The sequence below is a fragment of the Marinobacter sp. BSs20148 genome (assembly GCF_000283275.1).
GTDB classification, from domain to species: domain Bacteria; phylum Pseudomonadota; class Gammaproteobacteria; order Pseudomonadales; family Oleiphilaceae; genus Marinobacter; species Marinobacter psychrophilus.
Genome location: NC_018268.1, coordinates 281312 through 305100, shown reverse-complemented (window position 1 = coordinate 305100; position 23789 = coordinate 281312). Strand labels below are relative to the sequence as shown.

Annotated in this window: 22 protein-coding genes and 1 pseudogene; 12 read left to right on the top strand and 11 right to left on the bottom strand. The window is 54.0% G+C overall.

Features of this window, described 5'->3' with window-relative positions:
- Positions 1–44 precede the first annotated feature (44 nt).
- From MRBBS_RS01330 to MRBBS_RS01310, 5 genes are all read left to right on the top strand, one after another.
- Entirely contained in the window at positions 45–584 is a 540-nt protein-coding gene (locus MRBBS_RS01330; RefSeq protein WP_014869610.1) for a YqiA/YcfP family alpha/beta fold hydrolase, read from the top strand.
- Between the two features lie 137 nt (positions 585–721).
- On the top strand, positions 722–1747 hold the full coding sequence (gene dctP / locus MRBBS_RS01325; RefSeq protein ID WP_014869609.1) for a TRAP transporter substrate-binding protein DctP: 1026 nt from the start codon (positions 722–724) through the stop codon (positions 1745–1747).
- 126 nt (positions 1748–1873) lie between these two features.
- Positions 1874–2464, top strand: coding sequence for a TRAP transporter small permease (locus MRBBS_RS01320; RefSeq protein ID WP_014869608.1), 591 nt, complete (start codon positions 1874–1876; stop codon positions 2462–2464).
- A gap of 50 nt (positions 2465–2514) precedes the next feature.
- A complete protein-coding gene (locus MRBBS_RS01315) occupies positions 2515–3801 on the top strand; it encodes a TRAP transporter large permease (RefSeq protein ID WP_014869607.1) in 1287 nt (428 codons plus the stop codon).
- A 15-nt stretch (positions 3802–3816) separates the two neighbouring features.
- Positions 3817–4260 (top strand): universal stress protein, encoded by a 444-nt coding sequence (locus MRBBS_RS01310; RefSeq protein ID WP_014869606.1) that lies wholly within the window; start codon positions 3817–3819, stop codon positions 4258–4260.
- A gap of 11 nt (positions 4261–4271) precedes the next feature.
- Here MRBBS_RS01310 and MRBBS_RS01305 read toward each other — a convergent pair whose 3' ends face one another.
- From MRBBS_RS01305 to MRBBS_RS01270, 8 genes are all read right to left on the bottom strand, one after another.
- The gene (locus MRBBS_RS01305) at positions 4272–6596 is read right to left on the bottom strand and encodes a GGDEF domain-containing protein (protein ID WP_041635014.1); all 2325 of its coding nucleotides are present in this window, start codon (positions 6594–6596) and stop codon (positions 4272–4274) included.
- A 162-nt stretch (positions 6597–6758) separates the two neighbouring features.
- Complete coding sequence (locus MRBBS_RS01300) at positions 6759–7799, bottom strand: extracellular solute-binding protein (RefSeq protein WP_014869604.1); 1041 nt, start codon at positions 7797–7799, stop codon at positions 6759–6761.
- Complete coding sequence (gene potC, locus MRBBS_RS01295; protein WP_014869603.1) at positions 7796–8563, bottom strand: spermidine/putrescine ABC transporter permease PotC; 768 nt, start codon at positions 8561–8563, stop codon at positions 7796–7798. The genes MRBBS_RS01300 and potC overlap by 4 nt, the downstream gene beginning before the upstream one ends.
- A complete protein-coding gene (gene potB / locus MRBBS_RS01290) occupies positions 8563–9423 on the bottom strand; it encodes a spermidine/putrescine ABC transporter permease PotB (RefSeq protein WP_014869602.1) in 861 nt (286 codons plus the stop codon). The genes potC and potB overlap by 1 nt, the downstream gene beginning before the upstream one ends.
- The gene (gene potA / locus MRBBS_RS01285; protein ID WP_014869601.1) at positions 9407–10543 is read right to left on the bottom strand and encodes a spermidine/putrescine ABC transporter ATP-binding protein PotA; all 1137 of its coding nucleotides are present in this window, start codon (positions 10541–10543) and stop codon (positions 9407–9409) included. The genes potB and potA overlap by 17 nt, the downstream gene beginning before the upstream one ends.
- A gap of 138 nt (positions 10544–10681) precedes the next feature.
- Positions 10682–11746 (bottom strand): TRAP transporter substrate-binding protein, encoded by a 1065-nt coding sequence (locus MRBBS_RS01280; protein WP_014869600.1) that lies wholly within the window; start codon positions 11744–11746, stop codon positions 10682–10684.
- 24 nt (positions 11747–11770) lie between these two features.
- The gene (locus tag MRBBS_RS01275) at positions 11771–13459 is read right to left on the bottom strand and encodes a methyl-accepting chemotaxis protein (protein ID WP_014869599.1); all 1689 of its coding nucleotides are present in this window, start codon (positions 13457–13459) and stop codon (positions 11771–11773) included.
- A 56-nt stretch (positions 13460–13515) separates the two neighbouring features.
- Positions 13516–14529, bottom strand: coding sequence for a DUF2235 domain-containing protein (locus tag MRBBS_RS01270; RefSeq protein WP_014869598.1), 1014 nt, complete (start codon positions 14527–14529; stop codon positions 13516–13518).
- A gap of 291 nt (positions 14530–14820) precedes the next feature.
- On the opposite strand from MRBBS_RS01270, the gene MRBBS_RS01265 reads away from it, so the two are divergent.
- A complete protein-coding gene (locus tag MRBBS_RS01265) occupies positions 14821–15201 on the top strand; it encodes a rhodanese-like domain-containing protein (protein ID WP_014869597.1) in 381 nt (126 codons plus the stop codon).
- Positions 15202–15242: 41 nt separating this feature from the next.
- Here MRBBS_RS01265 and MRBBS_RS01260 read toward each other — a convergent pair.
- Positions 15243–15547, bottom strand: a pseudogene (locus tag MRBBS_RS01260) (hotdog fold thioesterase).
- 290 nt (positions 15548–15837) lie between these two features.
- Positions 15838–17220 carry a ribonuclease J gene (locus tag MRBBS_RS01255; RefSeq protein ID WP_014869595.1) on the bottom strand — a complete coding sequence of 461 codons (1383 nt, stop codon included), beginning with the start codon at positions 17218–17220 and terminating at the stop codon, positions 15838–15840.
- A gap of 103 nt (positions 17221–17323) precedes the next feature.
- Here MRBBS_RS01255 and MRBBS_RS01250 point away from each other — a divergent pair, with 103 nt between their 5' ends.
- The 3 genes from MRBBS_RS01250 to MRBBS_RS01240 all read left to right on the top strand — a co-directional run bounded on the left by MRBBS_RS01250 (position 17324) and on the right by MRBBS_RS01240 (position 19919).
- On the top strand, positions 17324–18007 hold the full coding sequence (locus MRBBS_RS01250; protein WP_041635013.1) for a type 1 glutamine amidotransferase domain-containing protein: 684 nt from the start codon (positions 17324–17326) through the stop codon (positions 18005–18007).
- 140 nt (positions 18008–18147) lie between these two features.
- A complete protein-coding gene (locus tag MRBBS_RS01245; protein ID WP_014869593.1) occupies positions 18148–18876 on the top strand; it encodes a MotA/TolQ/ExbB proton channel family protein in 729 nt (242 codons plus the stop codon).
- Positions 18873–19919: a peptidoglycan -binding protein gene (locus MRBBS_RS01240; RefSeq protein ID WP_041635012.1), complete on the top strand. Its 1047-nt coding sequence runs from the start codon at positions 18873–18875 to the stop codon at positions 19917–19919. The genes MRBBS_RS01245 and MRBBS_RS01240 overlap by 4 nt, the downstream gene beginning before the upstream one ends.
- A gap of 53 nt (positions 19920–19972) precedes the next feature.
- Here the strand turns inward: MRBBS_RS01240 and MRBBS_RS01235 are convergent, their stop codons facing one another.
- Positions 19973–21085 (bottom strand): S-(hydroxymethyl)glutathione dehydrogenase/class III alcohol dehydrogenase, encoded by a 1113-nt coding sequence (locus tag MRBBS_RS01235; protein WP_014869591.1) that lies wholly within the window; start codon positions 21083–21085, stop codon positions 19973–19975.
- A 114-nt stretch (positions 21086–21199) separates the two neighbouring features.
- On the opposite strand from MRBBS_RS01235, the gene MRBBS_RS01230 reads away from it, so the two are divergent.
- The 3 genes from MRBBS_RS01230 (at position 21200) to MRBBS_RS01220 (ending at position 23766) form a co-directional block, all read left to right on the top strand.
- Positions 21200–21787 (top strand): TetR/AcrR family transcriptional regulator, encoded by a 588-nt coding sequence (locus MRBBS_RS01230; protein ID WP_041635424.1) that lies wholly within the window; start codon positions 21200–21202, stop codon positions 21785–21787.
- Between the two features lie 68 nt (positions 21788–21855).
- On the top strand, positions 21856–22983 hold the full coding sequence (locus MRBBS_RS01225) for an alkene reductase (protein ID WP_014869589.1): 1128 nt from the start codon (positions 21856–21858) through the stop codon (positions 22981–22983).
- 33 nt (positions 22984–23016) lie between these two features.
- Positions 23017–23766, top strand: a complete 750-nt coding sequence (locus tag MRBBS_RS01220; RefSeq protein WP_014869588.1) for an SDR family oxidoreductase — start codon at positions 23017–23019, stop codon at positions 23764–23766.
- Positions 23767–23789 lie beyond the last annotated feature (23 nt).

Genomic DNA, 23789 nt, shown 5'->3' with positions numbered 1-23789 from the left:
CGTTCTTTGCAGCCGGGAATCCATAAACGTTCAGGAGCCAAACAATGACATTACCAATTATTCATGTATTTCTGTCCCACGGACTGGAAAGTGGCCCCGACAGTACTAAGATTCAAGCTATGAAAACAATCTCGGAAAAATACCCGGGCGTGGTGGCCGAGGCGTTAGACCATCGCAGCAGTAAAGACCCAACAACCCGCCTGAAGCAGATGCAGGCCGCTATGGAACGAGCTGGGGCTGATCCTCAGCGCACCGTTTTAGCAGGGTCTAGCATGGGCGGCTGGGTGTGCGCTCAAACGAGTGCGATGACCCCGGTACTAGGCTGTTTTTTATTAGCCCCCGCGCTGGCACTAATACGCTATCCACAATCCAGGCCGCAGATTTCTGCCACTTTCAGCCAGATCATTCATGGTTGGGAAGATGACGCTGTACCGGTCATGCCTGTGCTGGAGTTGGCGCAGCAGCAACGCATCAGCGTCCTTATACTGAACGATGGCCATCGGCTCGAAAATAGCGTGGCGCGAATAACCCAAGAGTTTGAACGTTTTTTAAAAACATGCCTGGAAAATCGGAATACGCCTTAATTCCAACAGGTTATTGATCGGAAAAAGATAGCAAGAGAAGCTTAGGTTTTTATCTGTAAACTTGCGCTTCACTCTTTGTTTTGCCAATCTAAAGAAAGAAGAAGAACCAATTCAGAAAAAGAAGCGGAGATTACGCGATGAGCAGCATAAGTAAATTCAAGAAACTGGCAGGCCTTTCCGTGCTGATGTTTGCGGCCCTGACCGCAGCCAACTCGGTGAACGCTGCCAACTGGCGCTACGCCCATGAAGAATACGAAGGCGATGTTCAAGACGTTTTCGCTTACAAATTTAAAGAGTACATCGAAGACAATTCCGATAACACGGTACAGGTCTACCGCTTCGGTGAACTCGGCGAGTCTGATGACATCATGGAACAGACCCAGGCCGGCATTCTGAATTTTGTAAACCAGTCTCCCGGCTTTACCGGTGCCCTGATTCCGGAAGCGCAAATTTTCTTCATCCCTTACCTGATGCCCACCGACATGGAATCGGTAGTAACCTTTTTTCGTGAAAGTAAGGCCATTAACGACGACTTCCCTAAATTGTATGCAGAGAAAGGCCTGGAGTTGCTGAAAATGTATCCGGAAGGTGAAATGGTAATCACTCTCGATGAGCCCATTACCACACCGGAAGAACTGCAAAACAAAAAAATTCGTGTGATGACTAACCCTCTGCTGTCGGAAACCTATTCAGCCTTTGGTGCAACGCCTACACCCCTGCCTTGGGGTGAAGTTTACGGCGCACTGCAGACCAACATGGTTCAGGGCCAGGAAAACCCGATTTTTTGGATTCAGTCTGGCGGTCTTTACGAAGTGTCACCTCATCTGATCTTCACCGGTCATGGCTGGTTCACCACCGCAATGATGGCCAACCAGAATTTCTACGAAGGCCTGTCGGATGCCGATAAAGAGTTGGTGCGTAAAGCATCTGATTTCGCCTTTGAGGAAATTCTTGACCATATCGACGGCTTGGCCGATGAGGCGTTGGCAAAAATTCAGGAAAGCAGTGATGAAGTCACCGTTACACGCCTGAACGAAGAACAGATTGCCGAGTTCCGCAAGCGTGCCCCACAGGTTGAGGCGAAGTTTGTTGAAATGGCCGGCGACAGTGGTCAACAACTGCTGAACCAGTTCAAGCAAGACCTGGAAGACATCAAAAAATAACGGATTGATATTTTTTTTGCAGTCCCTAGCCCCGCGGGTACTTGCCTGCGGGGTTCAACGACTAACCCCGCCCAGCCGGGGCATTTCCCCTTCCGGCCGGGACTTTGCCACTCCGGAGCATAGCTCATGACCGAGAACTCCCCGGATTTAGACGACACTGGCCACTATGACTCGGGACTGCCCGGTTTTCTGGGAACCATCGATGAGTGGATTGCCAAAACCGAAGCAGTAATGCTTGCTGCTGGCGTCATTTTGATGGCACTGAACACCTGCGTGAACGTGATTGCCCGCTTTGTATTCGGCGAAGGCATGTTTTTCTCCGGCGAGATCAACCGTATTCTCATTATTTTGGTTACCTTCGCCGGCATTGGCTACGCCGCCCGCCACGGGCGCCACATTCGCATGTCAGCGATTTACGACGCCATTCCCGCTAGGGGCCGAAAGGTGTTGATGATCATTATCGCTCTGTTCACCGCCGCGATGATGTTCTTCTTGTGCTACCACTCCTTCGGCTACATCGTTACTTTGTACGATCGCGGTCGGATTCTACCCGCGTTGGGCATAGAAATTTGGACGATCTATGTTTGGGCACCCATCGGTTTTGCCGTTACCGGCATTCAGTATTTGCTAACCGCCGTCAAGAATTTAACCAGTAAAGACGTGTACTTATCCACCGGTTTGGTGGACGGCTATGCAGAGACCGAAACCGAAGTTTAAAGCAGCATGAATCAGACCAGACTCTGAGCAGACCATAAAAGGCAAGAATCATGGCAACAATACTGATGGTCATTATGATCGGGCTCCTGCTAATGGGTTTCCCGATGATGATCCCGCTGACAACCGCTGCTGTTGTCGGCTTTGTAATGATGTTCGACGGCTTTGGCCAGATGGGCACTTTTATTCAGCAAATGATGGGCGGTATTCGCCCCGCGTCGCTGATTGCGGTGCCGATGTTCATTCTAGCCGCAGACATTATGACCCGCGGCCAGTCGGCTGATCGCCTGATCAATATGGTGATGGCGTTTATTGGCCACATCAAGGGCGGGCTGGCTATTAGCGCGGCCACCTCCTGCACCCTGTTTGGGGCGGTTTCGGGCTCTACCCAGGCCACCGTAGTAGCTGTAGGTTCACCGTTGCGGCCAAAAATGTTGAAAGCAGGTTATTCCGATTCTTTTACCCTGGCGCTGATTATTAACGCCAGTGATATTGCGTTTTTGATTCCCCCCAGCATTGGTATGATTATTTACGGGGTTGTCTCGCAAACCTCTATAGCTGAACTGTTTATCGCCGGCATTGGCCCAGGCCTAATGATTCTGTTCATGTTTTCACTCTATTGCCTGTTCTACGCCTATAAGAACAACGTGCCCACCGAACCCAAGGCCACCTGGGGCGAACGCGGGGTCGCCGTGCGCGATGCTATGTGGCCGTTGTTTTTCCCGGTCATTATTGTTGGTGGTATTTACGGCGGTATATTCAGCCCCACCGAAGCCGCAGCCGTGTGCGTGCTGTATGCCTTCTTGCTGGAATTTCTGATTTTCCGCTCGCTCAAGCTCGCGGACATTTATCGCATCGCTAAATCCACCGGCCTGATCACCGCCGTGGTGTTTATTCTGGTGGCCGTGGGTAACGGCTTTTCATGGATTCTGTCGTTTGCACAGATCCCTCAAGCCATTCTGGAGTCGGTGGGTATCAATGAGGCCGGCCCGGTTGGCGTTCTGGTTACCATCTGTGTCGCATTCTTTATCGCCTGCATGTTTGTGGACCCGATTGTGGTGATTCTGGTGCTGACGCCAATATTTGCGCCGGCCATTCAAGCCACCGGACTAGACCCGGTGCTGGTGGGTGTACTGATCACCTTGCAGGTGGCCATCGGCTCTGCCACACCGCCATTTGGCTGCGACATATTTACCGCCATCGCCATTTTTAAACGGCCGTATATGGATGTAATCCGCGGCACACCGCCGTTCATTGCGATGCTGATCGTCGCGGCCGGATTGATTATCGCGTTCCCGCAAATTGCACTGTTCTTGCGCGACCTGGCCTTTCCGGCCTAATCAGGAGACAACGGAATGTTCAAACGCATATTAGTCGCCATCGATGGTTCAAAAAACTCAATGAACGCGCTGGACAAAGCCATCGGCTTACAAAGGCTGATTCCTGACGTCGAGATCTTTCTGCTGTGCGTGTACAAGCACCACAGCCTGTTTGAGGCGTCTTTGTCCATCAACCGCCCTGACAGCATGGACATCCCCGACAAGATACTTTCAGAGTACGCCAAGGAGGTTGTAAATCACGCCAAAGAACATGCCAAAGAGCAGAACGCCACTCACGTGCGCGGTTTTGTCAAAAGCGGGCGGCCTTCCAAAGTGATCGTACAGTTCGCCCAGGATAAAGAAGCTGACCTGATTGTAGTGGGAACCCGAGGCACCCATAGTGACAAGGACGGCATATTGCTGGGCAGCGTGTCGCACCGGGTAACCAGCCACGCCAAGTGCCCGGTGTTGGTAGTCTGACCGGCCCGACCTCAACCGCTGGAAGACACTTCCACGCGGTTGCGGCCGTTCCGTTTCGCTCGATAAAGCGCCTTATCCGCCAACCCCATCAGCTTTTCTGGATCGAGGGTACTGTCCGGCCAATTGGCCACCCCCACTGAAATCGTCAAAGGCCGCAAAGCCACACCCTCATGCTCAAGCCTGAGGCTCTGTACCCGCTCACACAGCCCCGTCGCTTTTGCCTTCGCCTGGGCGCTGCTGGCACCGGCCATGATTATCACAAATTCCTCGCCGCCATAGCGGCAAACCACATCGCTTTCGCGAAACGCTGGCGCCAACTCACTGGCAATGCGTTGCAGCACCAGATCGCCAACTTCATGGCCGTAATCGTCATTGAAGTGTTTAAAGTGGTCCACATCCGCAATCAATAACGTCAGTGGGCGTTGACTGCGCAGACACACCGCCCGCTCGTGTTTTATCAATCGATCGAAAAAGCGGCGATTGTGCAGCCCAGTGAGCGCGTCTTCGTAAGAAAATTTCTGTAAATCATCCTGTAATAATACACCGGACAGCGTAAGCCCTATTTTCTGGATAATCTGATCCATTGAAAAATACAGACGGGCGATGCCATATTCCGTTGTGTTGGCAGAAAAGTATTCCGGCACTTCCAGCTGCAACAAACCAATCGTGTGTATCCCACTCTCAGCCTTTTGCACGTTAATCCATAAACACAGGTTGTGCAGAGCTGCGGGCAAATCGGTATCGTCTGACGGCAAGTCCCGGATATCCGCAAACAGACGAGTGGGCCGCGGCAGGTTTATCAATCCATCAAACGTCTTTGGCAGCGTGCTGGAGTTGGTGAGAGGGCTGGAAGGGTTAGAGTTGTAACCCCAGCTCACAACCTGGCGCCAGCAGTCCTCAGGCAAGTAGGTGCATAGCGCATCCGGCTGGTACAGGACACCCCTTAGTGGGCTGGTCAAGTCAGGAAGTTCGAGCACAAGCAATTCCATGGCCTGGGTTAACGAAACGCAGCGCTGCAGGCCCGCGACAACGGCATCGGACAGGTGGTTTTTCTCATTTTCAAACGTCAACATTTTTACTCGCCGGCGCTCACGGAGGGTCAGTGCCTCGGCTTTTGCCGTGCGTTCAGCCACCTCCTGTTCAAGGCGCGCGTTCATTTGCTGAAGCTGAATCTGAATCTGACGGTAATGCGTCACTGAAATGCTGACAACCGCCAGCAGAAATAACAAAACACCCCAGCTAACGGGCACTCTTACCCAAGGCAGGAATCCGTGAGCCACCGCCATATCGGCTATCAATAAAAGACAGTAAACACCAAATACCGCCAGCAACAGTCGCTGCTCACCAGACATCTGGCGAATGTCGAACAACGCCATGACCGACATGATGATCAAAGACACCAGAAACAGACCGTCAAACACTGGATAGGTAGATGCCAGAGTGACCAGCCCCAAAAGCGATGCCCCCTGCGCCAGCACCAGGTACAGCAGATGCAGTTGCCACAGCCGTCTGAGCAACCGCGCCGGCCTTGTTCCACGCCACTGCGTCAGCATCACCCCCAAAGCAACCGGCACCATGTAATAAGAGCCGGCTTCCAGATACTCCCACACTAACGGTTGGTGCCACAGCAGCTGGCTCGCATCAGTGCCGGCAAGCAGCAGGAGTGCTGAGCTGGAGGCAAATAAAGCAATGCCACTAAAGCCCTGATCGTCTTTGCGCACGAACGCGAAAACCGCAGCCAGCAGTGCCAGCAGCGCGCACATTCCAGCCACGATCAGTGATTTTATCGAATTTTTCAGAATATAGGGCACCAGGGCCTGCTGTTCCATAACAGCCACTTTGCCCCACAAGCCAATATCGATGTAGTTGGAATAAATTCTGAAATACAGGGGCTTGTCGTGGTAATCCGGCGGCAGCGCAATAGCATGCCAGGGCCAGCCAGCAAACTCACCACGGCCCTCGGCATCGAACTCACCAAACTGGTAAATCTGCCGGTCGCCTTGCCAGACCTGCACAATCAGATCAACACTGAATATATAGAGCATCGGATCGTGCCAGTGGCCGGCCGGCAGCGTTACCCGGTACCAAACGTTATTACGACCATTCCGGTCGGGCGGGTTTGAGGGAAAATCGATGGCAGACCACTGATCCAGGGCGGACGTTTCTGTCCATGTAGGGACACCGTTGGCGTCTATCGGGGAGTCGCCCCAGCGATATTCCCAGCCTTCGGTGACCGGTTGACTGGCAGCAGAGGCAACTGAAGAACCTATCGCCAACCAACACAGGGCAGCAACAATGAGGCACGGGAGTGTCAGACGGAGGGGTGCCAAGATCATCGAAGAAAGCTGCCTTCCAGCTATGGCGATCACGTGGTTGTAGATCATTGCAATGTCTGACACCTACATTTGCGACACATAAACGGCTGCGAGTTCGCTTTTATACTCGTCGGCCTGCCCGGCCGCTATTGCCACCAGTCAGGCCGCTTATAGCAGGTCAGATTAACGACCCGACTTTAGTTTTTCCCAATACTTGGCGTAAATCTGCATTGCTTCATCGCCAATGTCGGTCTGGAATTCAGCATTCACCATGTCTGCCGCCGTGGGGTAGCTGGCGCGATCATTGGCAACCGAATCGTCTAGCAGCTCACGCGCAGGCAGCACCGGTGTGGCATAGCCGATTTCTGTACTGATCAGGGCAGCAATTTCCGGGCGCAGCACAAAGCTGATGAACTTGTGGGCGGCATCTGGGTTCTTCGCATTCTTCGGAATAACGAAGCTGTCAAGCCACACAATAATGCCTTCTTCCGGATACACGTATTCCAGCGATTCCAGGACGTCTTTGCCCATCACCGCTTCACCGTTCCAGATCATGCCAATATCCACTTCGCCTTCCAGAAACGGCATGCGCGGGGCATCGGAGTTGAAGGTTCTTACCGAAGGCATCAGTTCGGTGAGCTTTTCATAAGCCTCTTTAATCTGCTGCGGGTCGGTGCTATTACCGGAGTAACCCAACACCCGCAGCGCCAGGTGGAACACTTCGCGCATGTCGTTGGTAAGAATAACCCGGCCGTTAAAGCGCTCCTCCCACAAATCCGCCCAGGCAGTGACCGGCTCACCGTCGATGGTGGCAGTATCTACGCCCAGCCCGGTGGTGCCCCACATGTAAGGCACGCTGTATTCGTTGCCCTTATCGATATCCAGATTAATCAGCTCCGGGTCAAGCTGGTCAAAGCCCTCAATCTTGCTGCGATCAATCGGCATCAGCAGGCCTTCGTTGCGCATTTTGCTCACGAAGTAGGTGGACGGCACGGCCAGATCGTAGGCCACGCTGTCGTCTAGCAATTTCAAGCGGGCGTACATGGCCTCGTTGCTGTCATAGGTGGTGTATACCACTTGTATACCGGTTTCTTCCTCGAAGCGGGTCATCACTTCCTGAGGCATATATTCAGACCAGTTGTACAGGTTCAGTACCTTGGGCTCTTCCGAACTACAGCCGACAAGGCCAGCCGTCAGTATTCCCGCCAATGCCAATTTTTTCATTGTTTGTTCCTCATCAATATCCATTGCGACAACAACAGCATCACCAGTGAAAACACCAGTAACAAAGTGCCTAAAGCGTTTACTTCAGGTTTTAGGCCCACACGCACCATAGAGTAGATGCGCAGGGGCAATATTTCGTAACTGGGTCCACTAACAAAGGTGCTGACGACAACATCATCCATGGACAGTGTAAAGCCCAGCAGCCAACCCGCCATCAGCGCCGGCATAATCGCCGGAATCAGCACGGTGCGGGTCATGGTGAAGTCGTTGGCGCCCAAATCCCGTGCAGCTTCCGGCAAACGCTCGTCAAATCCGCTAAGCCGCGCCATTACGGTAATCACTACAAACGGTAAGCAGAAGGTGACGTGGGCCAGCAGTAACGACACATAGCCCAGCTGGATACCCGCCAGCAAAAACAGGCCCAGCAAGGATATAGCCAGTACGATCTCCGGAGACATCATCACCACAAACAACATGCCTTTCAGCGCTTTTTTTCCACGAAAACGATAGCGATGAAGCGCCAGTGCGGTCAACGCGCCAATCAGGGTAGACACGGTAGCAGCCGTGAGCGCCAGGAACAGCGAGTTGCCCAAGGCTTTCATCATGGCGTAATTGTTAAACAGCGACTCATACCAGCGCAGGCTAAGCCCGCCCCAGCTATAGCCGGTGCGGGAATCGTTAAACGAAAACACCACCAACACGGCGATGGGGATGTACAGCAGAAGGTAGACCAGTGCCAGGTAAGTCCGCGGTAGCCAGCGCATCAGGAACTCTCCTCGCCCAGGCGTTGTTTGCTCAGACGGTGGGCGAACATCAACAGCGCCATGGCCAGGGTCAGCACGATGCTGGCGGCAGCACCAAAGGGCCAGTTGCGGGCGTCCAGAAACTGATTTTTAATCACGTTGCCCACCAGAAGGCTGCGCGAACCACCGAGTATGTCAGGCACAAAAAACAGCCCCATGGCCGGCAGCAACACCAGCATGACGCCGGCCAGAACACCCGGCAGGGTAAGCGGAATAATCACATTTCTGAAGGTTGCAAGGCGCCCTGCGCCCAGATCGTGGGAGGCTAGCAGCACGTCCTGACGTAAATCATCAAACACCGCGTACAAGGGCAGAATCATAAACGGTAGCAGCAGATACACCAGCCCGATAATCACCGCGCCCTCGGTGTACAGCATTTGTAAGGGCTCAGAAATCCAGCCCAGCCACAGCAGTGCACTGTTCAGCAGGCCGTTGGTGGCCAGAATCAATTTCAGAGCGTAAACCCGCACCAGCGAATTGGTCCAGAAAGGTATGATCAATAAAAATATCAGCAGCATTTGCCGGCGTTTCTGCACTTTGGACAGCGCCCAGGCAAACGGATAGCCAATCAGCAGGCATATCGCCGTGGTCAATGTCGCCATCCATAAGGATTGTAAAAAAACGTTCAGATACAGTGGATTGAACAACTGGCGGTAAGCATCTAGGTTCAGTGGCAAGGCGATAAACGTGGATGGGTCGCGGGTCATCACACTCGCACCCACCACCAGCAGGTTGGGCGCCAGCACCAGGAACAGCAGCCAACCCCACACCAGCACCAGAACAGCGGTTCTAAAAGGCTGTTGCCTAATGCTCAGCATCATCGGCGGCCTGCTCCTCTTCGTCGGTCAGCGGTTGGTCTTGCTCTTCGGCCAACAGCCATTCCCAGCCGTCTACCCAGCTAACCCGAACTTTCTCGCCAATGTTGTAATCGAAGGTTGGGTCGTCTTCATCAAAAAACTCGCTGGCCATCACCTGGCTGCCGTCTTCCAGCTCGATCACCGAATCCAGAGTGCTGCCTTTGTAATTGCGCTCGACAATCTCGCCGGCCACGCCTTCGCTGTCGTCTGGCGCCAGCACACGGATGTCTTCCGGGCGCAACAATACGTGCAGTGACTGGTTCACGGTTACACGAAAAGAGGGTTTGCTTAGTACCCGTTTCAGGCCGAACACATCCACGCTGATCTCGTGCTCGCTAATGCTGGTGACTCGCCCCGGAAAAAAATTGGTTTGCCCCACAAAACGCGCGGTAAATAAGTTGGCCGGGCGCTCGTAAACTTCCCGCGGTGTGCCCAACTGCTGGATATAACCGTCTTTAAGCACCACAACGCGGTCTGACATAGACAGCGCTTCCTCCTGATCGTGAGTCACGAACACAAAGGTAATGCCCAGTTCACGCTGCAAGCGCTTGAGTTCTACCTGCATGGTGCGGCGCAGTTTGTAATCCAGTGCCGACAGGGGTTCGTCCAGCAACAGCATTTTGGGCCGCTTCACCACCGCGCGAGCGATCGCTACCCGCTGCTGTTGGCCGCCAGATAACTGGTGCGGCTTACGCGTGACAAAATCTTCCAGCTGCACCATCGCCAAGACTTCTTCTACCCGTTCACGGATTTCCGCCTTGGGCCGCTTTTCCATTTTCAAGCCATAGGCCACGTTGTCATACACTGACATGTGAGGAAAAAGGGCGTAACTCTGGAATACGGTATTGAGGGGGCGCTGCTCGGGAGGCTTGTCAGTAATGTCGACTCCGGCGAGGGTAACCGTGCCGTTATCGGGAAGTTCAAAACCCGCCATCATTCTCAACAGCGTGGTTTTGCCGCAACCGGAGGGGCCTAGCAGGGTGATGAACTCACCGTCAAAAATATCCAGCGTGAGCGAATCCAGTACGGTTTTACCGTCGAACTGTTTGCTGATTGTGCTCAGCGAAAGTAACGTTTTTTCCATCAAACCAGCCTAAATCGAAACGGTCTCACCGTGGGTGAACGCAAAAAACAAAAGGGGCGTGAGGATAATCCACAACGCCCGCAGTTGCATTCTTTTTAACCAGTTTTTAGCTCTGCCAAATCCTGGTGTTCCGCCTGTTTATTCGTTAACAACCGAGTTCAGATAGGCCTTGTCAGAAATATTAGTCCACTGGCGCACCTGCTTCAGGTACTCATGCTGGGAGGCAATGATTTCTTTCGCCAGCGGGTCTGCGTTACTGGCCTCTTTCAGCAGTCTTTCGGTGACATCGCGCAGAGCGCTGATGACTTCCGGCGGGAAGATTTTGTGGGTAACGTCCGGGTAATCCTGCTGCATACGGCTCCAGGCCACGCCGCTTTCATGGGTGCTCTGGATGTACATGTCATAGGCCGCAGTGCGCATGGCCACACGCAGAATTTCCTGCAGGTCTTCTGGCAGCTTGCTCCAGGTTTTCTCGTTAATCAGAAACTGAGTTTCGGCGCCGGGTTCCTGCCAGCCGGAATAATAGTATTTGGCAATCTGGTGAAAGCCCATCTGCAGGTCCAGAGCCGGGCCTACCCATTCAAGGGCGTCAATGGTGCCACGTTCCAAGGCGCTATAAAGCTCGCCCGGTGGAATGTTGGTTACCGCAACACCGAGCTCTGACATCACTTCACCAGCAAACCCTGGGGTGCGCATCTTGATGCCCTTCAGGTCATCCAGTGAGGTGATTTCCTCACGAAACCAGCCACCCATCTGGTTGCCGGTGTTGCCACCAGGAAACGACAGCAGGCCAAAAGGCTGATAGACCTTCTGTGCCAGCTCCATGCCGCCACCGTGATAGAACCAGGCGTACTGCTCTGGCGCTATCATGCCAAAAGGCGTGGTGGTGAAGTACATGGCGTTAGGAATGCTACCCTTATAGTAATAAGAGGCCGTATGGCCCATGTCGTATTGGCCGTTGCGCACCAGGTCAAAAATGCCAAAAGGCGCTTTGTGCTTATTGGACGAATCGATGCGGATTTTCAGCCGTCCGCCAGACATGGTTTCTGCCATTTCTGCCATGTGTTTGGTGGTGTCCCCCAATATGGGCGAGTTGGGGCCCCAGGTCTCCGCCAGTCGCAGGTTATAAGTTTCCTCAGCCAATGCTGAGGCGGTGGCCAGGGTTGCGGCCAAGGCCAAAGTGGCCACGATCAGTTTACGCATTGTTATGTCACCTTATTGTTGTGTTTAAACTTTGAAGTTTCCGATCAAATGTCGCAAAGATTCACTCAAACCCGCCAGTTCATGGCTGGCCTCGTGGGTCTGGCCAACCCCAGTATCGCTTTGCTGAGCCGCATCAACAATACGCACCACGTTTTGATTTATCTCTTCGGCCACCTGGCTTTGTTGCTCGGAAGCGGTGGCAATCTGAGTGACCTGATCGTGTATCTGCCCAACCGAGGTTTCAATGGTGGCTAAAGCCTGAGCGGCATGGCTGATACGCTCGATGGTTTCAGCCGAACGCTCCCGCGACTGGTTCATAAGCTCGACGGCGGCACGGGATTCAGTCACGAATCCGTCAATCATCTCGCGAATCTGGTCGGCCGATTCGGCACTGCGCCGGGCCAGCTGGCGCACTTCGTCAGCCACTACCGAAAAACCGCGGCCGTGTTCACCGGCCCGAGCTGCTTCAATAGCCGCGTTCAGCGCTAACAGATTGGTCTGTGCGGTCACTGCATGAATCACATCCAGCACTTGCTGAATATTGTCTGAGCGCTCCGCGAGTGAGTTAATAGTGGTGGCGCTGGCCTGGATTTCATCGGAAAGCTGATGCACTGCCTGCTGCGCGGAAGCGATGGTCTTACCGCCTTCCCGAGCCATGCGATCGGCGTCGGATGCGGAACTTTCAACATCGTTGGCATTGCCGGAAATCTGCTGGATAGTCGCCACCATTTCATGGATCGCCGATGCAATCTGATCGGTTTCCGAACCCTGCCGCTGAACCGATGCGCGGGTTTCGTTGGCCACGCTGCTCAGCTCTTCCGCAGCTGAAGCCACCTGATCAGTGGTGGCCGATACCTGGCGAATGGTTTCCTGGATTTTGATCACAAAGGTGTTAAAACAGCGCCCCAGTTCCGCCAGCTCGTCGTCGCCCTCGGCGGGCAGACGCTTGCGCAGATCACCATCGCCGTTGGCGATGTCTTCCATCAGGTCGCTCACGGTTTTCAGCGGGCGGGTAACCGTACGCCCGACAAAAACACCCACAAATACGCCCAGCAGCACAATAACCGCCGTGGCAAGGGCAATAAACCCAAGGGTCTTAGCCAGTTTGGCATCGATTTTGGTCTTTATAATGGCCAATTGCTGATCGATGTCGGTCACGTAAACGCCGCCACCCAGCATCCAGTTCCAGTCAGGTATAGTCACGGTGTAAGAGAGCTTTGGCTCCTTCTCACCACTGGCGGGGTTCGGCCAGTCATAACCATGAAAACCATCGCCGTTGGTCGCATCAAACAAAGACCGCACAATACTAATGGTGGTCGGGCTAGACACAACACCTTCTTTACTTGGGTCAGGGGCATAAGCAAGATTTCTAAACTGACTAGAGCCCGCGCGCTCGTAGGCATAAATATAGTTATTGCTGCCAAAACGGATGGCTCGCAGCTGGTTTGCGACCGCCTCTTTGGCCTCACGCTCACTCAGTAAAGGGTTTTTTTTAGCCTCCAGAGCTACGATCTTGGCTACATCTACCAGCGTTTTTAGCCCGTCTTTTCGGGATTCAAGCAGGCTCTCTTCCAGCTGCGCAAGTTGGCGTTGTTCGTTGCTACGAAGCTGTTCAAAGGTGATGAAACTAATCGCTGCAGCAGTCAACAAAACGGGAACCAGAGTGGCAAGAAGCAAGCGCGTGCGAATGCTGAGACGGCTTAACAATCCCATTAAAAGATATCCTTACTTTATAACCATACGTTAATTTTAGTCGCACAATAAAGTGCTCAGCCTGCAAAGCCAACTATTTTCAGGTTTGGCGGCCGGTAATCCGAATCTTGCCGCCAGCGTTCGCCAACCGACTCGTGAAGTCGGGTTTTGATGCCTGGCACCTGCAAAGGCCGAATTAATGGCCGGGCAAAACGAAACACATGACGTCGCGAATTATGTAGCTTGGCGCTGGCGCTCGGTTTGAGCGCTTCAACCAGATGATTTTCCACCCCCAGGCCCGTAGCCTCCGCTTCTTTTAACATCCATTCAAGCGGCGAGTCCGCGGCACACAAGCCCTTGTCATCCGGCCCGTAACCACCGCCAATATCGCTGTGGGAGCCGGCAAACCATACCTGTTGCAAGTCCAGCTTAGGCCGTGGCAACCAGAGCGTCGGCTCAAAGTCTTCACGGCGCTCGTCAATGGCCAGCGCGTGGCGGGCAAAACTCACGTTACTACCCAGTTTGGTGTCGTAGAATTCATCTTTTCTGTCAAACAGACCCATCAGGGAAAAAGGCACACCAGGGGCACGAACCGTATCCCACACGCCAACAAAACGAACCTGCCGGGACGGATGGCTGTGCGCTGCGCGAAAAGCCAGAGACTGCGCGCCTTCAGGTGCGTAGTCTTTTCCTAACTTTTTGTAGTGTTCAAATCCCTGCTGAATGCGCGCTGCGTCTACCCGTTTTAGAATGCCGCAGTTGTTAATCAACCCACACAGCGCCCGCACGGTGTAAGCCCCGCGACTAAAACCGAACAAATAGATTTCGTCACCCGGTGCGTAGTTCTGAACCAGGTAGCGATAGCCATCCAGAATGTTCTTGTGCAGGCCCTGGCCCGTTACTCCGCCAATTAATGCGTTATGATACGAACCTATGCCCCAGTCATAAAACACCTGCTGTGGCAGGCCGTCCGCTGCGATAGGCGTTATCGCTCTGGCCAACCGCAAAACGCTGGTTGGAAAATCTTGTTGCAGGTCTTCTTCTGGCCTGTTCCAGGTGCCGTCTGCGCAAATAACAATCCGTTTGGCCAAGGTACTGTCCTCGTTAGCTACACGGCGTATGCCTGTCATTTAGTATAGTCAGGCTCTGGGTTTTCGCCGTAGCGCGGATCTCGACCCGCAAGGGCGCTGCCCGATACTGAGTGTTTTGGACAGCGGCAAAGTATTTCGCAGCCAGCACCAGGCCAAACACGCCGGCTGCAACAACTATGGAATTACCCCAAATTTTTTGGAGTCAGGCGCACTTTGAGTTAAAGGATAAAAGTGGCACAATATCGATTATTTCGATTTTAGAATAACCTTATTCCAAAACGAGGATTCACCATGAAAACCGTTCACGACCTTGTCGCCGAGGCCAAATTACACATTCAGGAAACGCCACTGGCCAATGTCGATGAAGCTATCCAGAATGCAGATTTGTTGATTGACGTCCGCGACGGCGACGAGTACCGCCAAAGCTACATTCCCCACGCCATGAATATTTCCCGCGGTTTGCTCGAGTTCAAATTCAGCAACGACCCCACACTGGATAACCGTGGCTTGGGCATTGTGCTTTACTGCAAGAACTCAGGACGCTCGGCTTTGGCAGCCAAGGCACTAAAAGATATGGGCTATATGAACGTGCAGATTATAGAAGGCGGATTTGAAGCCTGGCAGGCCGCGGACAAGCCGCAGGCCAAGCCAGAAATGCCCAGCTTCGATTAGCCACCGGGCGCAGGCAATGGGCATGGGTGTAACAGGCAGGCCTAGCGAGCCTTGGTAACGGCCATGGTCAGGCGGGAAACGCAGGTTTTTTTACCTTGTTCGTTTTCAATCACTATGTCCCATACCTGAGTAGCGCTGCCAAGATGAATCGCTGTCGCAGTGCCGTAAACCCAGCCGTTGGTGACGGGGCGAAGATGGTTCGCATTGATTTCAAGGCCACAGCCACGGTACCCTGATCTCGCAGGCAGTAGTTAGCAGCCATGCTACCCAAGGTCTCGGCCAGCAGAACCGAGGAACCACCGTGCAGAACACCAAATGGCTGAACAGTGCGCTTGTCAACGGGCATACGGCCCTTTAGGAAGTTGTCACCCACTTCCAGAAATTCGATGCCCATGTGGCTAACGGCGGTATTCTGACAGCTCTTGAGCAGATCTTCTTTGGTGGGAGTTCGAGTCCATATCGCCACGGTTTGCGCCTTGTGTGAGAGAGTATTTTTGTGTTCGCAGGATTCGGAAGAAGTCTATCCAGATAGCAAGCGAACAGCCAGACTGCGGGCGCGCCCAAGTGCCCGGCAGGCTGACATTAATGCCAACCAAGGAAGAAACATCATGCGTGTATCAGGGTTTTTCATGATGCCTAAACCACTCGCACCAACGCCTGTTTGAGCCAACCAAGGCGCCCTGTTTCGGTAATTTGACGGCGCATACCGGGCACTGGGCGAATCATGAACAAGTCGCCGTTGCGGCCCACCAGAGTTTTGGGCACCCCTATTTGCTTCGCCAGCCGAGCGTGAACGGCCATGTGCTCCTCTTCCCCGTGCACCGGAATGGCAATGGCGGGCTGAACCCAGCGATACATCGCCTCGAGCTCCTCCTGCGCCGGGTGGCCAGACGCGTGTATCGGTAAGTCGCACTGTTCGGCGGTAATAACCTTAACCCCCATTCCTTGCAGTTGGCCGATCAACGCAGCGATCAATTCTTCATTGCCGGGAATGGCGCGGGCGCTGAAAATCACCGTGTCACCGGTTTCCAGTTCAACGTCGGGGTGACTGCCATTGGCCAAACGGCGCAAGGCCGTGCGCGGCTCACCCTGGCTACCCGTCGCCACGACTAATACTTCGTGTGGCGGCAAGTACCCGAGGTGAGCAGGGTTGATTAACTCGTCGGCACTGTGCCATAGGCCTGCGGCTTTGGCGGCCGAACTCATATTCACCAGCGACCGCCCCAACAGCCCCATATAGCGCCCGGTCTCGCGGGCAACCGCCGCCAAAGTATGCAGGCGAGCAATGTTGCTGCCAAAACACGCCACCACCACACGGCCCTCCGCGCTCTTCACCGCACTTAAAAGACCTTTGTGCAGGGCGCCTTCAGACACCGAATGGCCCTTGACCGTCGCGTTGGTGGAATCACACACCATGGCAGCTACGCCCTCAATCGCCAAATCCGTGAATGTCTGTTTGCTATAGCCATGGCCAATCAGCGGCTGGTCGTCCAGCTTCCAGTCGCCGCTGTGGAAAATATTGCCCACCGGCGTGCGAATCATCAGCGCGTTGGGATCGGGTATGGAATGGGTTAACGCCAACCATTGCACGTTGAAAGGCCCGATTTGACGCCGATCATTGGTTTCCATCACCACAATGGGAACCCGGTGCAGCATGTTGAACTCGGCCAATTTACGACGCAAAATCTCTGCGGTGAAGCGGTTGGTGTAAATCGGGCATTGCAACAATGGCCAAAGGTAGGGCACGGCACCCACGTGGTCTTCGTGGGCGTGGGTAATCACCAGGCCACAGAGCGTTTCGCGGCGTTCGGCGATAAATGCGGGGTCTGCCATTTGTACCGGCGGTTCGCCGTGATGGTGCATGCTGCCGTCTGCCGCCAAACGACCCGGTTTTGGGAAGGTCACACCGCAGTCCACCATTAGCCAGCGGCCATCGTGGCCATACAAATTCAGGTTCATGCCAATCTCGCCGGTGCCACCAAGGGGTAAAAACCACAGGTCATTGGAATCCGGCATCATGATTAAAACTCTCTCAGGTTGAATTCGCGCCGTTATGGCACAATCTATTATTCTACGGATAACACACCGTAACTCACTTATTGCCTACCAAGGGCCGATGTTTATGAATATCCTGATAGTTTTGACGTCTCACGATCAACTCGGCGACACCGGCAAAAAAACCGGTTTCTGGCTAGAAGAGTTCACCGCTCCTTATTACGTATTCAAAGACGCCGGCGCTCACGTTACTATTGCTTCGCCTAAAGGCGGCCAGCCGCCGGTCGATCCGGCCAGCGAAGCCGAAGGCGCCTTAACGGACACCACAAAGCGTTTTTCAGAAGATGCACACGGTAAAGAGTCCCTGGCCAGCACCCGCAAACTCGCCGAAGTGGACATGAACGATTACGACGCCGTCTTCTACCCCGGCGGCCACGGCCCACTTTGGGATTTGGCCAATGACAAGCATTCAATCGCTCTGATAAAGCGCGCCTACGAGCAGGACAAAGTAATCAGCGCAGTTTGCCATGCGCCTGGCGTGTTCAAAAACGTAGAAGTGAAACCCAACCAGAATATCGTCGGCGGCCGCAAAGTCACCGGCTTTTCCAATTCCGAAGAAGAAGCGGTTCAGCTGACCAAACTGGTGCCTTTCCTGGTGGAAGACATGCTGCAGGAAAACGCCGGCGATTACAGCTGTGGCGAAGACTGGGCACCTTATGTGGTGGTCGACGGTAAACTGATCACCGGCCAGAACCCGGCTTCCTCCGAAGGCGCGGCCAAAGCTGTGGTACAGACCCTTCTCGAAGGCTAAAACTCGTAATGTCCAGCCCTGGCTTGGCATTTTGCCTTGCCGGGGAATCTTCACTTCCATAATTTCCCGCCAATTAAGCATTAACATCTGCCAGTCTGTGCTAACGTTTTGAAGAAAATCTCAACAGGATGATTTTTTTCATGAGCAATCCGAGGCATACCCTTTTCTGGATGACGTTTTTTCTGGCGATTGTCGCCGTCGTCGGCGTATTGATTCACCAACCGCTGATAACCGCCTTTATGGCCAACTGGGTTTTCAACCTGTTGATTCTTTGCGTACTCATTGTTGGCATCGGCCTCACCTATCGTCAGGTGTTCGTACTGTTTCCCGAACTGCGCTGGATTTCCCAGTTCCGCACTGGCCAATCAGGCCTGTCAGTGCTAGAAGAACCCCGCTTGCTCAAGCCGCTGGCCAGGCAGCTGGGCGAAGATTCCAAACGTGACCGTTTTACGCTCTCTACCATGTCACTACGGACGGTTCTGGATGGCATTCATTCCCGTATGGATGAGCAGCGTGAGATCACCCGTTACTTTATCAACCTGTTGGTTTTTCTGGGGCTTCTGGGCACCTTCTGGGGTTTGCTGGGCACCATCAATGCGGTGGGTGCGGTGATTACCAACCTGGACATGGGCCAAGGTGATTTAAGTAAGGTGTTTGCAGACCTCCAAGCCGGGCTGCTAACGCCCTTGCAGGGTATGGGCACCGCCTTCAGCTCGTCGCTGTTTGGTCTTGGTGGTTCCCTGATACTCGGCTTTCTTGATATCCAGGCGGGCCATGCCCAAAACCGTTTCTACGACGGGCTGGAAGAATGGCTGACCGGCGTTACCAACCTGTTAGACCCGTTCAACAGCAATGAACGCCAGCGATGATTGGGTCCAGACGCCGTAGCCGAAGCACCACCAACGTGTGGCCGGGGTACGTAGACGCCCTCTCGGCGCTGCTGATGCTGGTAATATTCATGTTGCTGATTTATGTGGTAAGCCAGCTTTTTCTGGCGCAGACACTGTCTGACCGCAACTCCGAACTGGCTCAACTGAACCTGCGGCTAAGCGAGCTGTCTCAATTATTGGGTCTGGAACAGGACACAACGGCCGCTCTGGAGCAGCAAATGCTCATGGTTCAAAACAGCTTCAGCGATAGCCTGGCCGAGAACGAAGACCTAGAGCAGCGGCTGGAGGCGTCCCGCGACCAGTTAATGCGGCAGACCGCCGATGCCGAAGCCCGGGCTGAAAATCTGGCGGACATGAACCAGGAGCTGGGAAACAAGGATGAGCTTTCCAACAGCCAGCAAACCATGATCATGCGGCTGTCCAATCAGATTGCGTCGCTTCAAAACCAACTGCGACAGATAACCGCTGCGCTTAGACTGCAAAAAGAAATGACCGTGGATAAGGAAGACGAGCTGGAAAGTGTCAGCCGGCGCTTGAACACATTGTTGGCGGAGCGGATCAACCAGTTGGAGCAGTACCAGTCTGAATTTTTCTCACGGTTAAGAAACCTTCTGGCCGCCAATAAAAACATCCGCATAGTCGGCGATCGATTCCTGCTGCCATCCGAGTTGCTGTTCGCTTCCGGTTCGGCTCTCCTCGGCGTGGAAGGCAAACGCGAACTCGACAAGCTTGCCGGAGTACTGCTCGATGTGGTTGAAACCATTCCCGCAGATCTTGAGTGGATTCTGCGCATTGATGGCCATACCGATCGGATTCCCATCAATACGCCGCAGTTCCCTTCCAACTGGGAGCTTTCAACCGCTCGCGCGGTCGCGGTAGTGCGCTACCTGGCCGATCAGAGCGTGCCGCAAACCCGAATGGTCGCGGCGGGTTTTGGTGAGTTCTTTCCGGTGACGGATGGAACCACACCAGAAGCTTTACAGGAAAACCGGCGCATTGAAATAAAGCTGACCGACCGGTGACCGGGGACAGACTTTAAGTCTGTCCCCGGTCTTGCGACTCACCTCGCATAGACTTAAAAATGAATCACTGTCCGAATGCTCTTGCCCTCATGCATCAAATCAAATGCTTTGTTGATGTCTTCCAGCGGCATGTTGTGGGTAATAAACACGTCTAGCGGAATGTCGCCGCTCTTGGCTTTTGCCACGTAACCAGGCAGTTCGGTACGGCCTTTTACACCGCCAAAAGCAGAGCCTTTCCAGACTCGGCCGGTCACCAGCTGGAACGGGCGAGTGCTGATTTCCTGGCCGGCGCCAGCCACGCCGATGATGATGGATTCACCCCAGCCCTTGTGGCAACACTCCAGCGCAGCGCGCATTAGCTGCACATTGCCTACGCATTCGAAGGAATAGTCCACGCCGCCGTCGGTCATTTCGATGATCACGTCCTGAATAGGCTTGTCGTGATCTTTCGGGTTGACCACATCAGTGGCGCCTAACTGCTTGGCGATGTCGAATTTGTCGGGGTTGATGTCAACGGCAATAATACGACCGGCTTTGGCCATTTTGGCGCCGATAATAGCCGCCAGGCCAATACCACCCAAACCAAAGATTGCGACCGTGGCCCCCTCTTCTACTTTGGCGGTGTTCAGCACGGCGCCAATACCGGTGGTTACACCGCAGCCCAGCAGGCACACTTTTTCCAACGGTGCTTCTTTGGGGATTTTTGCCAGCGAGATTTCCGGCAGCACGGTATATTCAGAGAAGGTTGAGCAGCCCATGTAGTGGTAAATAGGCTCGCCTTTGTAGCTGAAGCGCGAGGTGCCATCTGGCATCACACCTTTACCCTGAGTTGCACGCACGGCGCCGCACAGGTTGGTCTTGCCAGAGGTACAGAATTTACACTCGCCGCACTCGGCGGTGTACAGCGGGATCACATGGTCGCCCACTTCCAGGTTTTTCACACCCGGGCCCACAGCTTCAACAATGCCGCCACCCTCGTGGCCCAAAATGGTCGGAAACAGGCCTTCAGGGTCTGCGCCCGACAGGGTGTAGGCATCGGTATGGCAAACACCGGTGGCCACAATACGCACCAGAACTTCGCCTTCCTGGGGTGGTGCGACATCCACTTCTACAATTTCCAGCGGCTGATTGGCAGCGAAGGCCACGGCGGCACGAGATTTAATCACGGGATATCTCCTTGCAGACAGAGTTAACATTAGAGAGTTAAAAATAGAGAATTACGGTTATTCCGGATACCAAGAGTTTGACGTATTCTAGACGACCGGTCTAGTATGGTCGCCATGACAACGAACGACACACGCAATCTTATTATTCAAACCGGCGCTGACCTTATCGGCACGAAAGGCTTTGGTGCAACCGGCATCAATGGCATCCTTACGGTTGCCGGCGTACCTAAAGGGTCGTTCTATCATTATTTTAGCAGCAAAAATGACTTCGGCCTCGCGATCATTGATAACTTCGCCGACGAATACGATGCGAAGCTGGATCGGATTCTCAACGACAGTAGTCGTTCCTGCGTGGATCGCCTGCGCGCCTACTTCGATACCGGCGTTGAAAGCATGACCGACTGCGACTGTACCCGTGGTTGCCTAATGGGTAACTTAGGACAGGAGCTTGCAGGGCAAAATGAGACCTTCCGCGTTCGACTGGACAAGGTGTTCACCGGCTGGGAAAAACGCTTTGAACGCTGCATATCCGACGCACAAACAGCAGGTGACATTGACTCCAGCATTAACCCTTCAGATGCTGCCAGTGTTTTGCTGTCTGGCTGGGAAGGCGCCCTTCTGAGGTCAAAAGTTGTGAAATCAACGGATCCCATGGAACGGTTTGCACGTGTATTTTTCACTCAATATCTTGGCGTTGGCTGATTTTTTTTCGCGCAGCTACTAGTAGACTGGTCTAATTAACATTAATTAATCTAAAGTGAGTATCTTTGATGAGCAACCAACAACCGAATGATCCGCTGTTTCAGCCTTTGACTATGGGCGGCCTCACACTGCCCAACCGGGTTCTGATGTCACCGTTAACCCGTTCACGTTCAAGCCAACCGGGCGATATTCCGAACGACATGAACACGCAATATTACCAGCAGCGAGCCAGTGCTGGGCTGATCCTGAGTGAAGCCACTCAGATTTCTCCCCAGGGCAAGGGCTACGCCTTCACGCCGGGAATTCATTCTCAGGAACAGATTGATGGCTGGAAAAAGGTAACCGCGGCGGTGCATCTGGCCGGCGGTCGTATCCACATGCAACTGTGGCACGTTGGTCGCATCTCCCGCCCCGAACTGCAGCCGGATGGCGAGCTACCGGTCGCACCTTCCGCGATCAAGCCAGAAGGCGCCAAAACATTTATCAGTGCCGATTCCGGCATGGTGGACGTGCTTGAGCCCCGGGCGCTGGAAACCCACGAGATGGCCGGCATTGTCGAGCAATATCGCCAGGGTGCACTGAACGCGAAAGAAGCGGGATTTGACGGTGTTGAAGTCCACGCTGCCAATGGCTATCTGCTGGACCAGTTCATAAAGAGTGGCAGCAACCACCGCACCGACGAATACGGTGGCTCTTTGGAGAACCGCCTGCGCCTACCGCTGATGATCATCCAGGCTGTCATCGATGTGTGGGGCAAAGACAAAGTGGGCGTTCGTGTTGGTCCGACCGGCAGTTTCAACGCTATGCATGATGAAAATCCGACTGAAACCTTTAGCGTCTTTGCCAAACACCTGAACGACCTGGGGATCGCTTATCTCGAGGTAGTAGAGGACTCGTTCCAGGGCAATCACGCCAACGGCCGCCCGGAAAGCATCATCGATGCGATCCGGGCTGTTTATAAAGGCACTTACATCGCCAACGGCGCCTACACAGCCGAAGAAGCCCGCACGCGCATTCGCGAAGGCCGTTGCGACCTGGTGACCTTCGGCCGCCTGTTTATTGCCAACCCGGACCTGCCCGAGCGATTCCGCCAGAATGCACCGCTCAACGGCTGGGATGACAGCACCTTCTACGGTGGCGATGAGCACGGCTACATCGATTACCCCACACTGCAAGAACTCGATATCAGTGCCTGATCAGAATTTTCTGATCAGAACAGGAGAAAAATTATGAGCAACACCAACGATCCGATTAACGGCAAGATTGTCATCATCACAGGTGCCAGCAGTGGTCTGGGCGAATCCACCGCCCGCCATCTGGCCGACCGTGGTGCCAAACTGGTACTGGCAGCCCGCAGGGAAGACCGTCTGAAGTCTTTGACCGAAGAGCTGGAAGCAAAAGGTGCAGAAGTCTTGTGGCAGGTCACCGATGTTACCGATCGCAAACAGGTCGAAAGCCTCGCGGCAGCAGCCAAGAACAAATTTGGCCGCATCGATGTTCTGATCAATAACGCCGGCCTCATGCCCCTGGCGCCACTGGACGCCCTGAAGGTAGACGAGTGGGAACAGATGATAGACGTCAACATCAAGGGCGTTTTGTATGGTATTGCGGCCGTGCTGCCCACCATGCGCGAACAACACAGCGGACACGTGATCAACTTATCTTCGGTAGCCGGGCACAAAGTGTTTCCGGGCGGTGCAGTTTATTGCGCGACCAAATACGCAGTCAGAGCCCTGTCTGAAGGCTTGCGCATGGAAGCCGGTGACGAGATTCGCAGCACCAACATTTCGCCGGGTGCGATTGCCACGGAGCTGACCAGCACCATCACCGATCCCGATGCAGCCAAAGCAGCGGAAGAGCTTTACAAGGTTGCTATTAACGCTGACTCGGTTGCCCGCGCCATTGTCTTCGCGATTGAGCAACCCCACGATGTAGACATCAACGAAATCATCTTGCGCCCTACGGCTCAAGAACTGTAAACCCGCTTTCGAGCTGGTGACGT